At 71.7% G+C, this 16,114-nt stretch carries 16 protein-coding genes and 2 tRNA genes; 8 read left to right on the forward strand and 10 right to left on the reverse strand.

Going from position 1 to position 16,114, the window contains the following annotated elements; genetic code table 11:
* Nucleotides 1-60: 60 nt before the first annotated feature.
* From SKED_RS11955 to SKED_RS11970, 4 genes are all read right to left on the reverse strand, one after another.
* Complete coding sequence (locus tag SKED_RS11955; protein WP_012867420.1) at nt 61-759, reverse strand: ATP-dependent Clp protease proteolytic subunit; 699 nt, start codon at nt 757-759, stop codon at nt 61-63.
* Nucleotides 760-805: 46 nt separating this feature from the next.
* The gene (locus SKED_RS11960) at nt 806-1,429 is read right to left on the reverse strand and encodes an ATP-dependent Clp protease proteolytic subunit (protein ID WP_012867421.1); all 624 of its coding nucleotides are present in this window, start codon (nt 1,427-1,429) and stop codon (nt 806-808) included.
* A gap of 244 nt (nt 1,430-1,673) precedes the next feature.
* Nucleotides 1,674-3,068, reverse strand: coding sequence for a trigger factor (tig, locus tag SKED_RS11965; protein WP_042438017.1), 1,395 nt, complete (start codon nt 3,066-3,068; stop codon nt 1,674-1,676).
* A gap of 313 nt (nt 3,069-3,381) precedes the next feature.
* Nucleotides 3,382-3,455 (reverse strand) — tRNA-Pro (locus SKED_RS11970).
* A 260-nt stretch (nt 3,456-3,715) separates the two neighbouring features.
* Here SKED_RS11970 and SKED_RS11975 point away from each other — a divergent pair.
* A tRNA-Gly gene (locus tag SKED_RS11975) sits at nt 3,716-3,789 on the forward strand.
* 70 nt (nt 3,790-3,859) lie between these two features.
* On the opposite strand, the gene SKED_RS11980 is transcribed toward SKED_RS11975, so the two are convergent.
* Nucleotides 3,860-4,252 (reverse strand): hypothetical protein, encoded by a 393-nt coding sequence (locus SKED_RS11980; RefSeq protein ID WP_012867423.1) that lies wholly within the window; start codon nt 4,250-4,252, stop codon nt 3,860-3,862.
* A 499-nt stretch (nt 4,253-4,751) separates the two neighbouring features.
* Here SKED_RS11980 and cysK point away from each other — a divergent pair, with 499 nt between their 5' ends.
* From cysK to SKED_RS12005, 5 genes are all read left to right on the forward strand, one after another.
* The gene (gene cysK / locus SKED_RS11985) at nt 4,752-5,687 is read left to right on the forward strand and encodes a cysteine synthase A (protein WP_012867424.1); all 936 of its coding nucleotides are present in this window, start codon (nt 4,752-4,754) and stop codon (nt 5,685-5,687) included.
* A gap of 157 nt (nt 5,688-5,844) precedes the next feature.
* Nucleotides 5,845-6,429 carry a serine O-acetyltransferase EpsC gene (gene epsC / locus SKED_RS11990; protein ID WP_012867425.1) on the forward strand — a complete coding sequence of 195 codons (585 nt, stop codon included), beginning with the start codon at nt 5,845-5,847 and terminating at the stop codon, nt 6,427-6,429.
* A gap of 120 nt (nt 6,430-6,549) precedes the next feature.
* Entirely contained in the window at nt 6,550-6,903 is a 354-nt protein-coding gene (locus SKED_RS11995) for a GntR family transcriptional regulator (protein WP_012867426.1), read from the forward strand.
* Complete coding sequence (locus SKED_RS12000; protein ID WP_012867427.1) at nt 6,900-7,919, forward strand: SdpI family protein; 1,020 nt, start codon at nt 6,900-6,902, stop codon at nt 7,917-7,919. The genes SKED_RS11995 and SKED_RS12000 overlap by 4 nt, the downstream gene beginning before the upstream one ends.
* A 47-nt stretch (nt 7,920-7,966) precedes the next feature.
* Nucleotides 7,967-9,025 carry an LLM class F420-dependent oxidoreductase gene (locus tag SKED_RS12005; RefSeq protein ID WP_012867428.1) on the forward strand — a complete coding sequence of 353 codons (1,059 nt, stop codon included), beginning with the start codon at nt 7,967-7,969 and terminating at the stop codon, nt 9,023-9,025.
* Here SKED_RS12005 and SKED_RS12010 read toward each other — a convergent pair.
* The gene (locus tag SKED_RS12010) at nt 9,022-9,342 is read right to left on the reverse strand and encodes an MGMT family protein (protein ID WP_143755723.1); all 321 of its coding nucleotides are present in this window, start codon (nt 9,340-9,342) and stop codon (nt 9,022-9,024) included. The genes SKED_RS12005 and SKED_RS12010 overlap by 4 nt on opposite strands.
* A 78-nt stretch (nt 9,343-9,420) precedes the next feature.
* Between SKED_RS12010 and SKED_RS12015 the strand changes: the two genes are divergently transcribed.
* A complete protein-coding gene (locus SKED_RS12015) occupies nt 9,421-10,740 on the forward strand; it encodes a GNAT family N-acetyltransferase (RefSeq protein WP_012867430.1) in 1,320 nt (439 codons plus the stop codon).
* Nucleotides 10,741-10,761: 21 nt separating this feature from the next.
* On the opposite strand, the gene SKED_RS12020 is transcribed toward SKED_RS12015, so the two are convergent.
* From SKED_RS12020 to SKED_RS12030, 3 genes are read right to left on the reverse strand one after another with little or no spacing between them, the layout of a single operon-like run.
* The gene (locus tag SKED_RS12020; RefSeq protein WP_012867431.1) at nt 10,762-11,817 is read right to left on the reverse strand and encodes an Fpg/Nei family DNA glycosylase; all 1,056 of its coding nucleotides are present in this window, start codon (nt 11,815-11,817) and stop codon (nt 10,762-10,764) included.
* A 60-nt stretch (nt 11,818-11,877) separates the two neighbouring features.
* A complete protein-coding gene (locus tag SKED_RS12025; RefSeq protein WP_012867432.1) occupies nt 11,878-12,327 on the reverse strand; it encodes a ribose-5-phosphate isomerase in 450 nt (149 codons plus the stop codon).
* 43 nt (nt 12,328-12,370) lie between these two features.
* Nucleotides 12,371-13,120, reverse strand: a complete 750-nt coding sequence (locus SKED_RS12030) for a hypothetical protein (protein ID WP_012867433.1) — start codon at nt 13,118-13,120, stop codon at nt 12,371-12,373.
* Nucleotides 13,121-13,356: 236 nt separating this feature from the next.
* On the opposite strand from SKED_RS12030, the gene SKED_RS12035 reads away from it, so the two are divergent.
* The gene (locus SKED_RS12035) at nt 13,357-15,378 is read left to right on the forward strand and encodes a M13 family metallopeptidase (RefSeq protein WP_012867434.1); all 2,022 of its coding nucleotides are present in this window, start codon (nt 13,357-13,359) and stop codon (nt 15,376-15,378) included.
* Between the two features lie 91 nt (nt 15,379-15,469).
* Here the strand turns inward: SKED_RS12035 and SKED_RS19045 are convergent, their stop codons facing one another.
* Complete coding sequence (locus tag SKED_RS19045) at nt 15,470-16,078, reverse strand: hypothetical protein (protein WP_012867435.1); 609 nt, start codon at nt 16,076-16,078, stop codon at nt 15,470-15,472.
* Nucleotides 16,079-16,114 lie beyond the last annotated feature (36 nt).

Here is a 16,114-nt window from a genome sequence, read left to right on the forward strand (position 1 = left end):
CCGACGGGTGCAGCGGTTCTCACCCCCCGGGACCGCTCCCGGGTCATGAGGTCGGGCTGGTCAGCCCTTGTTCTGGACGGCCGACTTGCGGCTCTCCAGGATGCTGTCCACCAGGCCGTAGTCGACGGCCTGCTGCGCGGAGAGGATCTTGTCGCGCTCGATGTCCTTGCGGACCTGCTCCACGTCGCGGCCGGAGTGCAGCGCGAGCGTGCTCTCGAGCCACTCGCGCATGCGGATGAGCTCGTTCGCGTGGATCTCGATGTCCGAGGCCTGCGCGTAGTTGCCGCCCTCCATCGCGGGCTGGTGGATCAGCACGCGAGCGTTGGGGAGGGCGAGACGCTTGCCGGGGGTACCGGCCGCGAGCAGCACGGCCGCAGCCGAGGCCGCCTGCCCGAGGCAGACGGTCTGGACCTGCGAGGTGATGTACTGCATCGTGTCGTAGATCGCCGTCATCGCGGTGAACGAGCCACCGGGTGAGTTGATGTACAGGATGATGTCGCGGTTCGGCTCCTGGCTCTCCAGGACGAGCAGCTGCGCCATGACGTCGTCGGCGGACGCGTCGTCGACCTGGACACCCAGGAAGATGATGCGGTCCTCGAACAGCTTGCTGTACGGGTCCTGGCGCTTGATGCCGTAGGCCGTGCGCTCCTCGAACTGCGGGAAGATGTAGCGCGACGACGGCGAGCCGTACGGCATCGCCAGGCCGCCGGCGCCGGCGAGGCGCTGCGCGGTGCTGATGAACTGAGACTCGGTGCTCATTGGTCTGCTCCTAAGAGGTCTGTACGGGATCGAGGTCGGCGTCGGCTCAGGAGCCGGTCGTGCCGCCGCCACCGGCGACCGCACCGGCGTGGGTCACGACCTTGTCGATGAACCCGTACTCGAGCGCCTCGGGGGCGGTGAACCAGCGGTCGCGGTCCGAGTCGGTGTGGATCTGCTCCGTGCTCTTGCCCGTCTGCTCGGCGATCAGCTCGGCGAGCACGCGCTTCATGTGGAGGATGAGCTCCGCGTTGATGCGCACGTCGGTCGCCGTGCCACCGATGCCGCCCGAGGGCTGGTGCATCATCACGCGGGCGTGGGGCGTCGCGTAGCGCTTGCCCTTGGTGCCCGACGAGAGCAGGAACTGCCCCATCGAGGCCGCCATGCCCATCGCGACGGTCGCGACGTCCGGCTGGATGAACTGCATGGTGTCGTAGATCGCCATGCCCGCGGTGATCGAGCCACCGGGAGAGTTGATGTACAGGAAGATGTCCTTCTCAGGGTCCTCCGCTGCCAGGAGCATCATCTGGGCGCAGATGGCGTTCGCGTTGTCGTCGCGGACCTCCGAGCCGAGCCAGATGATGCGCTCCTTGAGAAGACGGTTGTAGATGCTGTCGTTCAGGCCCAGGCCTGCCACGTCTCCGCGGGCTGCCACTGGCATCTGCTCGTTCACGCGAACTCCTTCTTCGTGCTGCTGACCCTTGCTTGTTGTGACCCTAACGCGCGCGCACCCCGTGTCTCGTCCCGGACCAGGGCTGTTTCGCTTTGGGCGCACATGCCCTCACCCCCTGTCGCGCGTCCCTGCACGGCGTGCTGGAGCCCGTCCGGCCGTGCCGGTCCGCAGATGCAGCAGGGCCCCGCCTCGGTCGAGACGGGGCCCTGCTGGTGGCCTCGCGGGCCGGTGGTGCGGTGGAGCGTCAGGCCTTGTCAGCCGTGTCGGCCGACTCGGCGTCCTGCTCGGCTGCCTCGGTCTCGACGACCTCGGCGTCCGCGCCCTCGACCGCGGCGGCGCCAGCAGCCTCGACCGCGGCGTCGTCCTCGTCCGAGCCGATGAACTCGGAGAGGTCCACGGCCTTGCCGGCACCGTCGACGACCTCGACCTGGCGCAGCGCGACGGCGAGAGCCTTCGAGCGTGCGACCTCGCCGACCATGGCCGGGATCTGGCCGTTCTCGTCGATGGTCTTGATGAAGGTGTTCGGGTCCATGCCGTACTGACGGCTCGCGTTGACGAGGTAGTCGAGGAGCTCGTTCTGAGCCACCTTGATCTCGAGCTTCTCGGCGAGGATGTCGAGCACGATCTGGTTCTTGAGCGCGACCTGGGTCTGCTCGGTCACCTCGGCACGGTGCTCGTCGTCCTCGAGACGCCCCTCACCCTCGAGGTGACGGACGACCTCGGCCTCGATGACGCCGGCGGGCAGCGGCACCTCGGAGGTGGTGAGCTGCTCGAGCAGCAGGTCGCGGGCCTGGACGGCCTGGTTCGACTGCTTGACGCCAGCAGCCTGCTCGCGCAGGTCGGCCTTGAGCTCGTCGATCGTGTCGAACTCGCTCGCGAGCTGCGCGAACTCGTCGTCCACCTCGGGGAGGTCGCGCTGCTTCACGGCCGTCGCGACGACGGAGATGCTCGCGTCCTGGCCCTCGTGCTCGCCACCGGCGAGCGGCGCGACGAAGGTGGTGGTCTCGTCTGCGGACAGGCCGGTGAGCGCCTCGTCGAGGCCCTCGAGCATGTTGCCCGAGCCAATCTGGTACGACACGCCGGAGACGTTGTCGACCTCCTCGTCGCCGACCGTCGCCTTGAGGTCGATGACGACGAAGTCGCCCTCGGCCGCGGGACGGTCGACACCCACGAGGGTGCCGAAGCGCTCACGGAGCGACTCGAGGCGACCGTCGACGTCGTCGTCGGAGACCTCGACGTCGTCGACCGTGACCTTGATGGACGACAGCTCGGGGAGCTCGACCTCGGGGCGGACCTCGACCTCGGCGGTGAAGTGGAGCTCGCCACCCTCGCTCTCGAGCTCGGGGACCTTGACGACCTGCACGTCGGGCTGGCCGAGCGGACGGATGTCCGTCTCCGACACGGCCTGGCGGTAGAAGCCGGACAGCGACTCGTTGATCGCGTGCTCAAGCACGGCCCCACGGCCGACGCGCTGGTCGATGATGCGGGCAGGCACCTTGCCCTTGCGGAATCCGGGGACGGAGACCTGCTCGGCGATGTGCTTGTACGCGTGATCGATGCTCGGCTTGAGCTCGTCGTACTCCACCTCGACGGTCAGCTTGACCTTGGTCGGGTCCAGGGTCTCGACGGCGCTCTTCACTTCGATGATCTCCAACTGCTCGATGGCATGCCGATAACCCGGCACGAACGTTACTGAGGTTCTCGTGCGTTCACGCGGGGGCCGCACGACGACGGACCTGAGTCTGCAAGACCTGGGTCGCCGTCACCGGGGCACCGCGCCTCGCGAGCCATACTCGCCCACGAGCAACCAGAAGATCGTACGTCACCGAGGGGTGCAGGACATAGCAGAGCGCTGGTGCGCGGGGCAGCGGGGGATGATCACCCGGGAGTCGGTCGCGACGGAGGACCGCGGCACGAGTCGAGTTCTCCAGCGCCGGGCCCTCCGCTGCGAGTCGGGGTGACAGGATTCGAACCTGCGACCTTCCGGTCCCAAACCGGACGCGCTACCAACCTGCGCCACACCCCGTGGCGCCGCAGGGCGGCGCGCACTCGGCCAAGCATAGACGCCCTCGGCGCGTGCTCCCGGCGAGGTGACCGTCGAGGACGAGCGGGCGACCGGCGGAGCGCACCGGGCGGCGCTCCGGCATGACCGAGCACCCGAGATCCTTTGCTAGGGTGTCTGTCGCAGGTTCGTTCCGGACCGCTCAGTTCTTCCGTGCAGACGCTGGACCTCGTCAGAGGATCAGCCGGCCGAGCGGTCGAGCAAGGAGCCCGGATCTGGACCGTGCGGGCGTAGCTTAGTGGTAAAGCCTCAGTCTTCCAAACTGATGATGCGAGTTCGATTCTCGTCGCCCGCTCCAGCGCCAGAAGCCCCCGGACCCCATGCGGGTCCGGGGGCTTCGTCGTGTGACGTCGGTATCAGCCCGGCGGTCAGCCGGGGTAGTCGAGGCAGAGCTCGCCCTCGAGCTTCTCCCCCACCTCGTAGGCCGAGATCGTGTCCGGCACGAGCAAGAGCGTGTGCGCCTCTGCGTTGCCGAGCGTGCGCCAGGAATCGCAGATCTCGGCCTGCCCCTCGACGCCCAGGTCGAACCACTGGGCGTCGAGCGTCGACCGCCACAGGTCGGCAGAGGTGGGCTGCGACGCTCGTGGCGGGCGCGGCCGCGGGTCCTTCGCGGCGTCGATCCGCTCCTGCGCGGTCGGGGGCACCGTGACCTCGGTGGCCACCCACAGGTCGGGTGCCTCCGTGTCTGCGGCGGACGAGCAGGCGCCCGACAGGGCGACGAGCGAGGCGAGGGCGAGAGCGGCGAGCGTGCGGTGGTTCATGGGTCCCCTGGGTCGTGGTGTCCCGCGACAATACCGGCCCTGGTGCGCTGGTCCTCGACCCCCACCGCTTTCACCCTCCTCGGCGCAGGTCCGTCGGGGCGCACCGTTGCACCCCACCAGCACTGTCGATACAGTCGCTCGGGCAGGGCAGACCCCGCCGTACCTCGTGCGCCGCCGCACCTCGGGTCTGCTCTGGACGACGACGAGGGGAGCACGGTGGGACAGCCCAGCACCATGCGTGACGTCCCCCGCCGCTTCGCCGCGACCCCAACCCGGTCCGCACAGCCCCGCCTCCGCGGGCACGGCACCCCCTGTGGCCGCGCCGTCTCCTCGCCCTGCTGTCTGCAGTGTCTCTAGAGCGCTGATCCCTGCCCACCGTCGGGCGGATCACCGCTCGTCCCCACCCAGCGCACGGCCCTCGCAGCGCCGGCCCTGCTCGGCGCTCGCACGACTCCCCGCCCTCCTCCGCTCGCGGACAGCACCCGACAAAGGACATCCCATGGCACGCATCTACGACGACGTCACGCAGCTCATCGGCAACACCCCGCTCGTCCGCCTCAACCGCCTCACCGAGGGCGTCGGCGCGACCGTGGTCGCCAAGCTCGAGTACTACAACCCCGCGAACTCCGTGAAGGACCGCATCGGCGTCTCGATCATCGACGCGGCCGAGGCCTCCGGCGCGCTGAAGCCTGGCGGGACCATCGTCGAGGCGACCTCCGGCAACACCGGCATCGCCCTCGCCTTCGTCGGGGCCGCCCGCGGCTACGACGTGGTGCTCACCATGCCCGAGAGCATGTCCAAGGAGCGCCGCGCCCTGCTGCGCGCCTACGGTGCCGAGCTCATCCTCACCCCCGCGGCCGAGGGCATGAAGGGCGCCGTGAACAAGGCCAACGAGATCGCCGCAGAGCGCCCCGGGTCGATCCTCGCGAGCCAGTTCGCCAACGAGGCCAACCCCGCGATCCACCGCGCCACCACGGCCGAGGAGATCTGGGCCGACACGGACGGCGAGATCGACATCTTCGTCGCGGGCATCGGCACCGGCGGGACCATCACCGGCGTCGGCCAGGTCCTCAAGGAGCGCAAGCCCGAGGTGAAGATCGTCGCGGTCGAGCCGGCCGAGTCGCCGATCCTCAACGGCGGCCAGCCGGGCCCGCACAAGATCCAGGGCATCGGCGCGAACTTCGTCCCCGAGATCCTCGACACCACCGTCTACGACGAGGTCTTCGACGTGGACGCGGAGACCTCCGTCGCCGTCGCCCGCCGGGCAGCCAAGGAGGAAGGCCTCCTGGTCGGCATCTCGTCCGGCGCCGCGATCCACGCCGCGCTCGAGATCGGCAAGCGCCCCGAGAACGACGGCAAGCTCATCGTCGTGATCGTCCCGTCCTTCGGCGAGCGGTACCTCACGTCGATCCTCTACGCCGACCTGCTCGACTGAGAACCTGAGGTGCGTCAGGTGCTCGACCGCCTGACGCACCCTCAGCACCTGCATCACCTGCAGCACCCGGTCCCGTGCGCGCGCACCGCGCGCACGGGACCTCTCATCGTCTCCAGCCCGTCGCCCCCAGCCCGACGTCTCTAGCCCGAGGACCTCCATGTCACGCCTCACCGCAGCCCTGCGGCTGCTCCGCGAAGACCTCCAGGTCGCCCGGGACCGCGACCCTGCAGCCCGCAGCACGCTCGAGGTCGCGCTCGCCTACCCCGGCGTGCACGCTGTGTGGGTGCACCGGCTGACCCACCGCATGTGGCGCTCCCCCGGGCTGCGGCTCCCGGCCCGGCTCATCTCGCAGGCCGCCCGCTCCGCGACCGGCATCGAGATCCACCCGGGTGCGACCCTCGGCCGTCGGCTCTTCATCGACCACGGGATGGGGGTCGTCGTCGGCGAGACCTCCGTGGTCGGCGACGACGTGACCCTCTTCCACGGCACGACGCTGGGCGGCAGGTCCATGACCCACGGCAAGCGGCACCCCACGATCGGCGACCGGGTGGTGGTCGGTGCCGGCGCCAAGGTGCTCGGTGACGTGCTGGTCGGCGACGACGCGCAGGTCGGCGCCAACGCCGTCGTCGTCCGCGACGTCCCGGCCGGCAGCGTCGCCGTCGGGGTCCCGGCGAAGGTCAAGGACCGTCCGGCGTCGTCCCCCGACGTGGACCACTGCGAGGACCCGGCGATCTTCATCTGAGGAGCGGCTGGTCGAGCCAGCAGGCGGGCCAGCCAGCCAGCACGACAGCAGAGCCCTGCGGTCGCGCCTGCCACCACCCCCGTCTTGTGCTAGTTGCCATAGAACAACTATCGTCGGTGCATGCTCTTCCGCATCGACCCCTCCACCGGCGAGCCGCTGTTCGCGCAGCTCGCACGCCAGGTACGCCTCGGCGTCGCCCGCGGCGACCTCGCCGTCGGCGAGCGCCTGCCGAGCGCCCGCGAGCTCGCTGCCTCGCTCGACCTCAACGTCCACACCGTGCTCCGGGCCTACCAGGACCTGCGCGACGAGGGACTCGTCGACCTCCGGCGCGGCCGAGGTGCGGTGATCACCGAGCGCGCCGGCGCGGACTTCGCCGCGCTCAGGACCGCCGTGGCCGCCGTCGCAGCCGAGTCGCGCGCGCTCCACCTGTCCCCCGAGACCACGCTCGCACTGCTCAAGGAGGCACTCGCATGACCGCCGACCGCTCCCACCAGGTACCGCCGACGCCCCCGCCCGCGACCGTCCAGCACCGCACGGCGTCGACGCTCCTCGGGCTCGTCGTACCGCTCGGGGTCCTCGCGACCGCCACCGCGGTCGCGTCGTCGTGGCGGGACGACCTGCCCGCTCCGGTGGCGATCCACTGGGGCTCCGCCGGCGCCGACGGGTTCAGCAGCCTCACGACCCTGCTGGTCTCGACTGCGGCGATCACGGCCGCGTTCGTCGTCGCGCTGTGGGCGCTCGCCTTCTGGCGTGGGCACGCCCGGCCGGTCCGGCAGCTCTCGGCCGGTCTCTCGGTCGGCACGGCGACGCTCGTCGCCGGGATGACCGTCGGGACGCTCGCACCTCAGCGCGGCCTGACCGACGCAGCCGACGCCGGCGGGATCGGCTGGGCCATCGCGCTCGCCATGGTCGTGAGCGCCCTCCTCGGGCTCGCCGCAGCCGCGCTGACTCCCCGCAGCGAGCCCGCGCCGGGCGCCGACGACCCACGTCCTGACGCACCGCGCATCGCCCTCGCCGAGGGCGAGCGGGCCGCCTGGGTCCGACGGACCTCGAGCAGCACGGGCGTCCTGGTGCTCGGCACCGCGACGGCCCTCGTCACTGTCGCCGTCGTCGTCGGGAGCAGCTGGTGGATGCTCGTCGTCCCGGCGTCGCTCGTCCTGCTCATGGCAGCGATGTTCTCGTGGGTGGTCACCGTCGACAGCACCGGGTTGACGGTCCGCTCCAGCCTCGGCATCCCGCGGCGGCACCTGCCCGTCGGCGAGATCGTCGACGCGACGGTCGACACCGTGAGCCCGCTCCGCGACTTCGGCGGCTATGGCTGGCGCACCTCGACCGACGGCCGCACCGGCGTGGTGATCCGCGCGGGAGAGACCCTCGAGGTCCGCTCGACCGGCGAGCGCCGGTTCGTCGTGACCGTCGACGACGCCGGGACAGCCGCCGCCCTGCTCAACTCCTTCGCCGACCGGGCCCGGAAGACCCCCGCGGGATAGGCTCGCCGGGATCACCGAGCCCCACCCCCTCACCGTCGAGGAGACGCATGCGCATCGGACTGCACACCGGATACTGGTCGGCCGGCCCTCCCGAGGGCGTGGCAGAGGCTGTCCTCGAGGCAGACGCCCTGGGCGTCGACTCGGTCTGGACCGCCGAGGCCTACGGCTCGGACGCCCTCACACCGCTCGCCTGGTGGGGCGCGCGGACCGAGCGCATCAGGCTCGGCACCGCCGTCGCCCAGATCTCGGCCCGCACCCCCACGGCGACCGCCATGGCCGCCCTGACGCTCGACCACCTCAGCGGTGGCCGGTTCGTCCTCGGGCTCGGGGTCTCCGGCCCGCAGGTCGTCGAGGGCTGGTACGGGCAGCCCTACCCCCGCCCCCTCGCGCGGACCCGCGAGTACGTGGAGATCGTCCGGCAGGTGCTGCGCCGCGAGGCACCGGTCACGGGCGCCGGCCCCACCTACCCGCTGCCGCTCACCGCGGAGACCGCCCACGGCCGCCCCGTCACCGGGCTCGGCAAGGCGCTGCGGTCGACCGTGCGCCCGCTGCGTGCCGACCTGCCGATCCACCTCGCCGCCGAGGGGCCGAAGAACATCGCCCTCTCCGCCGAGATCGCCGACGGCTGGCTGCCGCTCTTCTACGCCCCGCGCCTGGACGACCAGTTCCGCGGGTACCTCGACGAGGGGTTCGCGCGGCGCGGGGCGCACCAGAGCCCCGCCGAGGACTTCGAGGTCTCCGCGACGGTCCCCGTCGTCGTCCACGACGACGCCGAGCGGGCCGCGGACCAGGTCCGGCCCTTCATCGCCCTCTACGTCGGCGGGATGGGCGCCAAGGGCGCCAACTTCCACCGGAACGCCGTCGACCTCCTCGGGTACTCCGAGGCGGCCGACGAGATCCAGGCGCACTACCTCGCCGGCGACCGGGAGCGCGCGGCTGCGGCGGTGCCGCGCGAGCTCGTCGACGACATCGCGCTCGTCGGGTCTCCCGAGCGCATCAGGGAGCGGCTCAGCGCCTGGGAGCAGACCGCCGTGACGACGGTCGTGGTCCAGGGCGACGCCGCCGCGCTGCGCGCGGTGCTGCCGGCGCAGGGCAGCGCCGGCTAGACCCCAGGAGCGTCGACCGGCACGCGTGCGGACCGCAGGAGGACCCGCGAGCCGTCTGGGGTGAGGGGGCAGCCCTCGTCGCGGAGCAGACCGAGGGCCCGCGTCAGGTGGTGCGCCGGCGGGCTCCCCTGGGCGTTGACGACCCGCCACCACGGGACCGCACCGCCGGTCTCCCGCAGCACCGCGCCGACCTGACGGGGCCCGCCTCGTCGCAGCACCCGCCACACCGCCTCGGCGACGTCGCCGTAGGTCATCACCGAGCCCGGCGGGATGGTCTCGACCACGTCGAGCACGCTCTCCACATACTCCTCGTCCACCCCGCCAGCGTACGCAGCCCTGGCGCGACCCAGGACAAATCCCTGGCAGGTGTCCCCGCCTCCTGGCAGAGTCGAGGCATGCCTCTCCCCGACACGTACGCCCTGGTCGACCTGCCCGAGTCACGACGCGACGAGCTCCTCGAGATCGACCGGTGGGCCTTCCCCTCGTCGACCTCGGACGAGGTCGCGAGGTCGCTCCCGCTCCCGCTCAGCTGGGACCGCACGAGCGGCGTGGTCGTGCGGGTCCCAGACCCGACCGCTGTGCCGATCGACGGGGCCGTCCCCGTCCGCGAGACGCTCGTCGCCATCCACTCGTCGTACCCCTTCAGCCACTTCCCGGTGCCCGGCGCGGAGATCCCCGTGTCGGGCCTGACCTGGGTGGGGGTGCACCCGCAGCACCGTCGCCGCGGGATCCTCTCGGCCATGATCGACCAGCACTTCGCCGACTGCCTCGAGCGCGGCGAGTCCGTCTCGGCGCTCACCGCGGCCGAGGCCGGGATCTACGGGCGCTTCGGCTACGGACCCGCCGCGCACGACCTGCGGCTCACCGTCCCGCGCGGCGCGGCACTGCGCCCCGTCCCGGGCTCGGAGGACCTCACGGTCCGGATCGAGACCCTCGACCCGGCCGTGCACGGCGACGTGGTCCACGACCTGCACCTGCAGGCCGGCCGCCAGCCGACCGCAGCCGCAGGCATCAACCGCCCCGGGTGGGCCACCCGGGAGACCGACGAGCTCAAGACCGTGTTCCTCGACGACCCCGAAGCGCTCCGCAACGGCCGCGAGGCCCGGCGCATCGTCATCGTCGAGTCCGACGGCGAGCCGCGCGGGTACACGACCTTCCGGCGCAAGGTCGACTGGTCGCACACCGGCCCCCGTGGCACCGTCTCGACCGGCGAGGTCGTCGCGCTGGACCCCGCAGCCACCCACCGGCTGTGGTCGACCATCCTCGACCTCGACCTCACCCACGAGGTGGAGCCCCTCATGATCCCGGTCGACGACGCGATCACCTCGCTGCTCGTCGACCCCCGTGCCGCAGCGCCACGGATCGCCGACAACGTCTGGGTCCGGCTCGTCGACGTCCCCGGCGCTCTCGCCGCGCGCCGCTACACGTCCGACCTCGACGTCGTGCTGCACGTCACCGACGCCCGCCTGCCCGCCAACCAGGGCTCCTGGCGGCTCACAGCGACAGCCTTCGGCAAGGCGACCGTCACACGGACGGACGACGCCCCTGACCTCAGCCTGTCGGTCGCGGAGCTCGGCACCGCGTACCTCGGCGGGACGTCGCTCGCCGCGCTCGCGACCGCCGGACGCGTCGAGGAGCACACCGACGGTGCGCTGCTGCGGACCGCGTCGGCGTTCGGGTGGCCGGTCGCGCCCGTGTGCAGCTGGATCTTCTGAGCAGGCGAGCGGTCGCGCGTCTCAGCGCCGGTCGTCGCGCTGGCAGGTCGGGCACCAGAAGAGGTTCCGGCCTGCCATCTCGGCACGGGCGACCTCGGTGCGGCACACACGGCAGGGCTGGCCGTCCCGCTGGTACACGTAGAAGGACTCGTCGCGCGGGACGGCCCCGGGTTCGGCGTCGGTGTTCTGGCGCACGCGCCGACGCCCCGGGGCCTTCTCGTCGGCAGGGTGCGCCCCGTCTCCGCGGTCTCCTGGTCGCGTCGTGACGATGGCCCCGATCGCCGCACCGTCGGCCATGAGCACGACGAGGTCGTCCCACATCGCGCGCAGGACCTCGGCCGGCACGTCGCGTCCCGGCGTGGTCGGCGACTGCTCTGCACGGAACAGCACCTCGGCGCGGTAGATGTTGCCCACCCCGGCGACCACGTCCTGGTTCATCAGCAGCAGGCCGACAGCCGAGCGCGAGCGCCGGACCGCTGCGACGAACCGCTCCGGGTCGGCGTCGCCGCGCAGCGGGTCCGGACCCAGGCGGCGCTGGACCGCGAGCGCGGCGTCGGGCGAGACCACCTCGCAGGCGGTGGGCCCGGTGAGGTCGGCGACGGCGTGCTCGGACAGGATCCGTGCTCGCACCGCGCCGCGCGGGTCGGGCGGGTCCCAGGGCTCGGGCCCGTCCGGGTCGTGCTGGTCTAGACCGGTCGTAGGCGCGACGACGTTCCCGGGCGTGCCGGCCTCGAGGACGGTCTCGCGCTCGCCGACGCGCTTGCGGGGTGCGCCGATGGCGTGCGCGACCTGGGTGCTGCCGTCGGCCGCGAAGGTCCACGAGCCGTAGAGGCCGAGGTGCACCCGCAACCAGCGGAGGTCGTCGGCGAGGCCCTCGGCGGTGGGCAGGTGGTCGGCCGGGCCGAACCCGAGGAACATCTGCTTGCCGACCGCCTCGGCGGAGTGCAGCACGAGACCGTCGAGGAGGGCGGCCCCGGCGGCGAAGCGCCCCTGCGGGCTGGAGACCTCGACGGTCGCCCCGCCGAAGACCTCGCCGAAGGTCCGGGCGAGCCGGTGCACGGTGTGGCCCTCAGGCACGAGGCGCCCCGTCGGCGTGGTCGACGCGCAGGCTCAGGTCGGTGTGGTCGACGCGCAGGCTCAGCGGGAGGCCTCGTAGTCCGCGAGCTGGTCGATACGACGCTGGTGGCGCGCGTCTCCGCTGAACGGCTCGGCGAGGAACGCGTCGACGAAGGACGTGGCCTCCTCGACCGTGTGCTGGCGGCCGCCCACGGCCACGACGTTCGCGTCGTTGTGCTGGCGCCCCAGGCGAGCCGTGTCGAGGTTCCAGGCGAGCGCGGCGCGGACGCCGGGCACCTTGTTGGCGGCGATCTGCTCGCCGTTGCCGGAGCCGCCGATGACGACGCCGAGGCTGCCCGGGTCGGCGACGACGGCCTCACCGGCCGCGAAGCAGAACGAGGGGTAGTCGTCGAGGGCGTCGTACTCGTGGGCACCGTGGTCGACGACGTCGTGGCCCTCGGTGGTCAGGTGCTCGACGAGGTGGCTCTTGAGCTCGTACCCGGCGTGGTCGGAAGCGATGTGAACGCGCATGCCCTCATCATGCCGCATCGACCACGCCGGAGGTCGGCTCTGCTCAGCCCCAGCCCTGGACCTTGGACAGGTCGACGACGTAGGCACGCGCGCCGCCGTTCCCGGGGACCACCGCGCGGACCGTCTCGGCACCGACTGCGTCGGGGGCCTGGACCAGGAGGGCGAAGGGCGGCGAGCCGGGGAACACGGTCTCGGCCGGGACTGCGACCTCCGGCTTGGAGAGCTTGGACACGAGGGTCTTGTTGAGCTTCTTGGCGCCCGCCTTGTCGAGCGACGTGATGGTCTGCGCGACGCCGGACATCCAGCGGGAGACCTCCTCGGTGCCGAGGTGCGGCGGCACGAGGACCTGCGGGACCACCTGGCTGTTGTTCGCGGCGAAGCGGACCGGCAGACCGAGGGCCTTCGCCACGTACCCGCCGGACGAGTACGCCGCGAAGGCACGGTCGGTGCGCTGCTTGGCAGTCAGGCGCGAGACGACGAGGAACACGAGCGCGAGCGGGATGAGGACGATGGGTCCCCACACGTAGGCGACGAGCATCGGGTCGGTCGAGAAGTTCTGGCCCGTGGTGGAGGTGAAGACCTCGAAGAACCGCTCGCTGCCGACGCTGTTCTCGCTGAGGGTCCGGAAGGTGCTCACCAGGTTGTAGGCGAGGAGCAGGAGGCCGATCACGAGGGCGACCGCTGCGGCCTTCGAGGCGGCGCCGGACGGCTTGACGGCCTTCTGGAAGCCCTGCGGGTCGGCGAGCTGACGGACGACCGGTTCCGGTGCGGTCCAGGGGGTGAGAGTCTGCATGATGACGTCCTTCGGTGAGGGTTCCGGGCGAGAGGCTCGGGCTGGTCGAGCCGGTCGCCCGGCTCCTGTCACCAGATGACCACAGGTCACGGCTCTGGAGGGCGCTGGGCCGTGGGCACCTCTCCCCATGCCCATGCGTGGCGTCCCTGCGCCGCGCCCCCGCCGACCACCACGCCCTGCGCGAACGTCGGTGCTCTGCACCCGCCCAGCGGGCCCGGGGCGGATAGCCTGGAGCGATGACGACGAACGAGAAGAACGCAGCCCAGGAGCACGACCTGCGACCAGGGACGACGTCCGGGATCGACGTGTCGGCGCTCGACCACGACGTGCGGCCGCAGGACGACCTCTACCGGCACGTCAACGGCCGCTGGATCGCCAGCCACGTCATCCCCGCCGACCGCGCGTCCGACGGCGGGTTCCGCCGTCTCCACGACGAGGCCGAGGCCCACGTGCGCCAGATCATCGAAGAGCTCGGCGGGCGCGACGACCTCAGCGGCGAGGAGGCGCAGATCGGCGCCCTCTACGCGAGCTTCATGGACACCGCGACCGTCGAGGCCGCCGGCGTCGACCCGCTCGCGCAGGACCTGGCCCTGGTGAGCAGCGCCTCGACGCAGGCCGAGCTCACCGGCTCCCTCGGAGCGCTGCAGCGCACGGGCGGTGCGGGAGCCTTCGGGTTCTGGGTGGACAACGACGCCAAGGACCCCGAGAAGTACGTCGTGCACCTCTACCAGGCCGGCCTCGGCCTCCCGGACGAGTCCTACTACCGCGAGGACAAGTACGCGGAGACCCGCGAGGCCTACGTCGCGCACGTGGCGCGGATGCTCGAGCTCTCGGGGACCGTCGCCGCCGAGGCCTCCGCGGACGCCGCCGCCCGGGTCCTCGCGCTCGAGACGCGTCTGGCGACGCACCACTGGGACGTCGTGCGTGACCGCGACTCCGAGCTCACGTACAACCCGACGACCCTCGCGGCCCTCGCCGAGACGGCGCCCGGCTTCGACTGGCGCGCGTGGGCCGTCGCGCTCGGTGCACCGGAGGGTGCGCTCGACGACGTGGTCGTGCGCGAGCCCGACTTCTTCACCGGCTTCGCGTCCCTGTGGACGAGCGAGCCCCTCGAGGACTGGAAGACCTGGATGGTCTACCACCTCGTCAGCGCCCGCGCCCCGTACCTGACCGACGAGCTCGTCGAGGCGAACTTCGACTTCTACGGGCGGACGCTCTCCGGGACCCAGGAGGTCCGCGAGCGCTGGAAGCGTGGCGTCTCGCTCGTCGAGGGCGCGCTCGGCGAGGCCGTCGGCAAGGTGTACGTCGACCGGCACTTCCCGCCGACCCACAAGAGCCGCATGGACGTGCTCGTCGCCAACCTCATCGAGGCGTACCGGCAGTCCATCACCCAGCTCGACTGGATGGGCCAGGAGACCAAGACCAAGGCGCTCGCCAAGCTGTCGGCCTTCACCCCGAAGGTCGGGTACCCCGTCCGCTGGCGCGACTACTCCGCGCTCGTGGTCGACGCGGGCGACCTCGTCGGCAACGTGCGCCGGTCGAACTCGGTGGACCTGGACCGCGAGCTCGCCAAGATCGGGCAGCCGATCGACCGCGACGAGTGGCACATGACCCCGCAGACGGTCAACGCGTACTACAACCCGTCGATGAACGAGATCGTGTTCCCGGCCGCGATCCTCCGGCCGCCGTTCTTCGACCCCGAGGCCGAGGACGCCGCCAACTACGGCGGCATCGGCGCGGTCATCGGCCACGAGATCGGGCACGGCTTCGACGACCAGGGCTCCAAGTACGACGGTGCCGGCCGCCTCGAGGACTGGTGGACCGGCTCCGACCGCGCCGAGTTCGAGAAGCGGACCGCGGCGCTCATCGAGCAGTACGACGCGTTCCACCCCGCTCAGCTCGACGCCGACCGCACGGTCAACGGTGCGCTGACCATCGGGGAGAACATCGGTGACCTCGGCGGCCTGTCGATCGCCCTCAAGGCCTACGAGATCTCCCTCGGGACGGACCTCTCGGCTGCGCCGTCGGTCGACGGGCTGTCCGGGACCGAGCGGGTGTTCCTGTCCTGGGCGCAGGTGTGGCAGACCACCATGCGCGACGAGGCCATGGTGCAGCGCCTCGCGACCGACCCGCACTCCCCCGCCGAGTTCCGGTGCAACGGTGTGGTGAGCAACCTCGACGAGTTCCACACCACGTACAACGTGCAGCCTGGCGACGCGCTGTACCTCGCCCCGGAAGACCGCGTCCGCATCTGGTGACAGCGGCCTGAGAGCGACGAGCACCGCACAGAGCCCTCGGGACCACCTCGACGTGAGGTCGGTCCCGAGGGCTCGGTGCTGCCCGGGAGGCTCAGACGGTCGTGACGCCCGCACGGGCGAGGACGAAGCCGTCGCCGGTCGTCGAGTCGGTGCAGCGCATCCCGGTCTCGGTGCTCTCGCACACGAAGTTGTTGACCTCGCTCGTCTCGCCGTAGGCCAGGACGGCGACGTCCGGGCCCGCGGGAGCCGGGGTCTCATCCGTGGGGACGCACGGGGTCGAGACACCCGCGGAGGTCAGCTCGACGACGTGGCCGACCGTCCCCTCGCAGCCCTCGACGACCGCCGGCTCCTCGGCCAGCGACGCGATCTCGCAGCGCACGCCCCCGGGGACGATCGCGCAGGTGATGTTGCCCGTCGGCGAGGCGACGACCGTCGCCTCGGCGGGGTCGATCTCGAGCGTCGGCGACGGCTCGGGGTCGTCGGCGTCGTCGCTGGGCTCCGTGGTGGCCGGTGCGCTCGTGGACGGCGAGGGGCTCTGGGCCACGTCCTCTCCGTCTCCTCCCGAGCCGCCGCCGAGGAGCAGCCACGCGGCGCCGGCGACCAGGAGGACGTCGAACGCGATGAACACGACGAGCCAGGGTGGCAGCCTGCGCCTGCCCTGGGTGCTCCGCGGCGCGGAGGTCGGCGTGGTTCCAGCCATTCGAAGGTCTCCTCACGTGTGGTGGGCGGTCACGAC

It is taken from the genome of Sanguibacter keddieii DSM 10542, from assembly GCF_000024925.1.
Taxonomy (GTDB): Bacteria; Actinomycetota; Actinomycetes; order Actinomycetales; family Cellulomonadaceae; genus Sanguibacter; species Sanguibacter keddieii.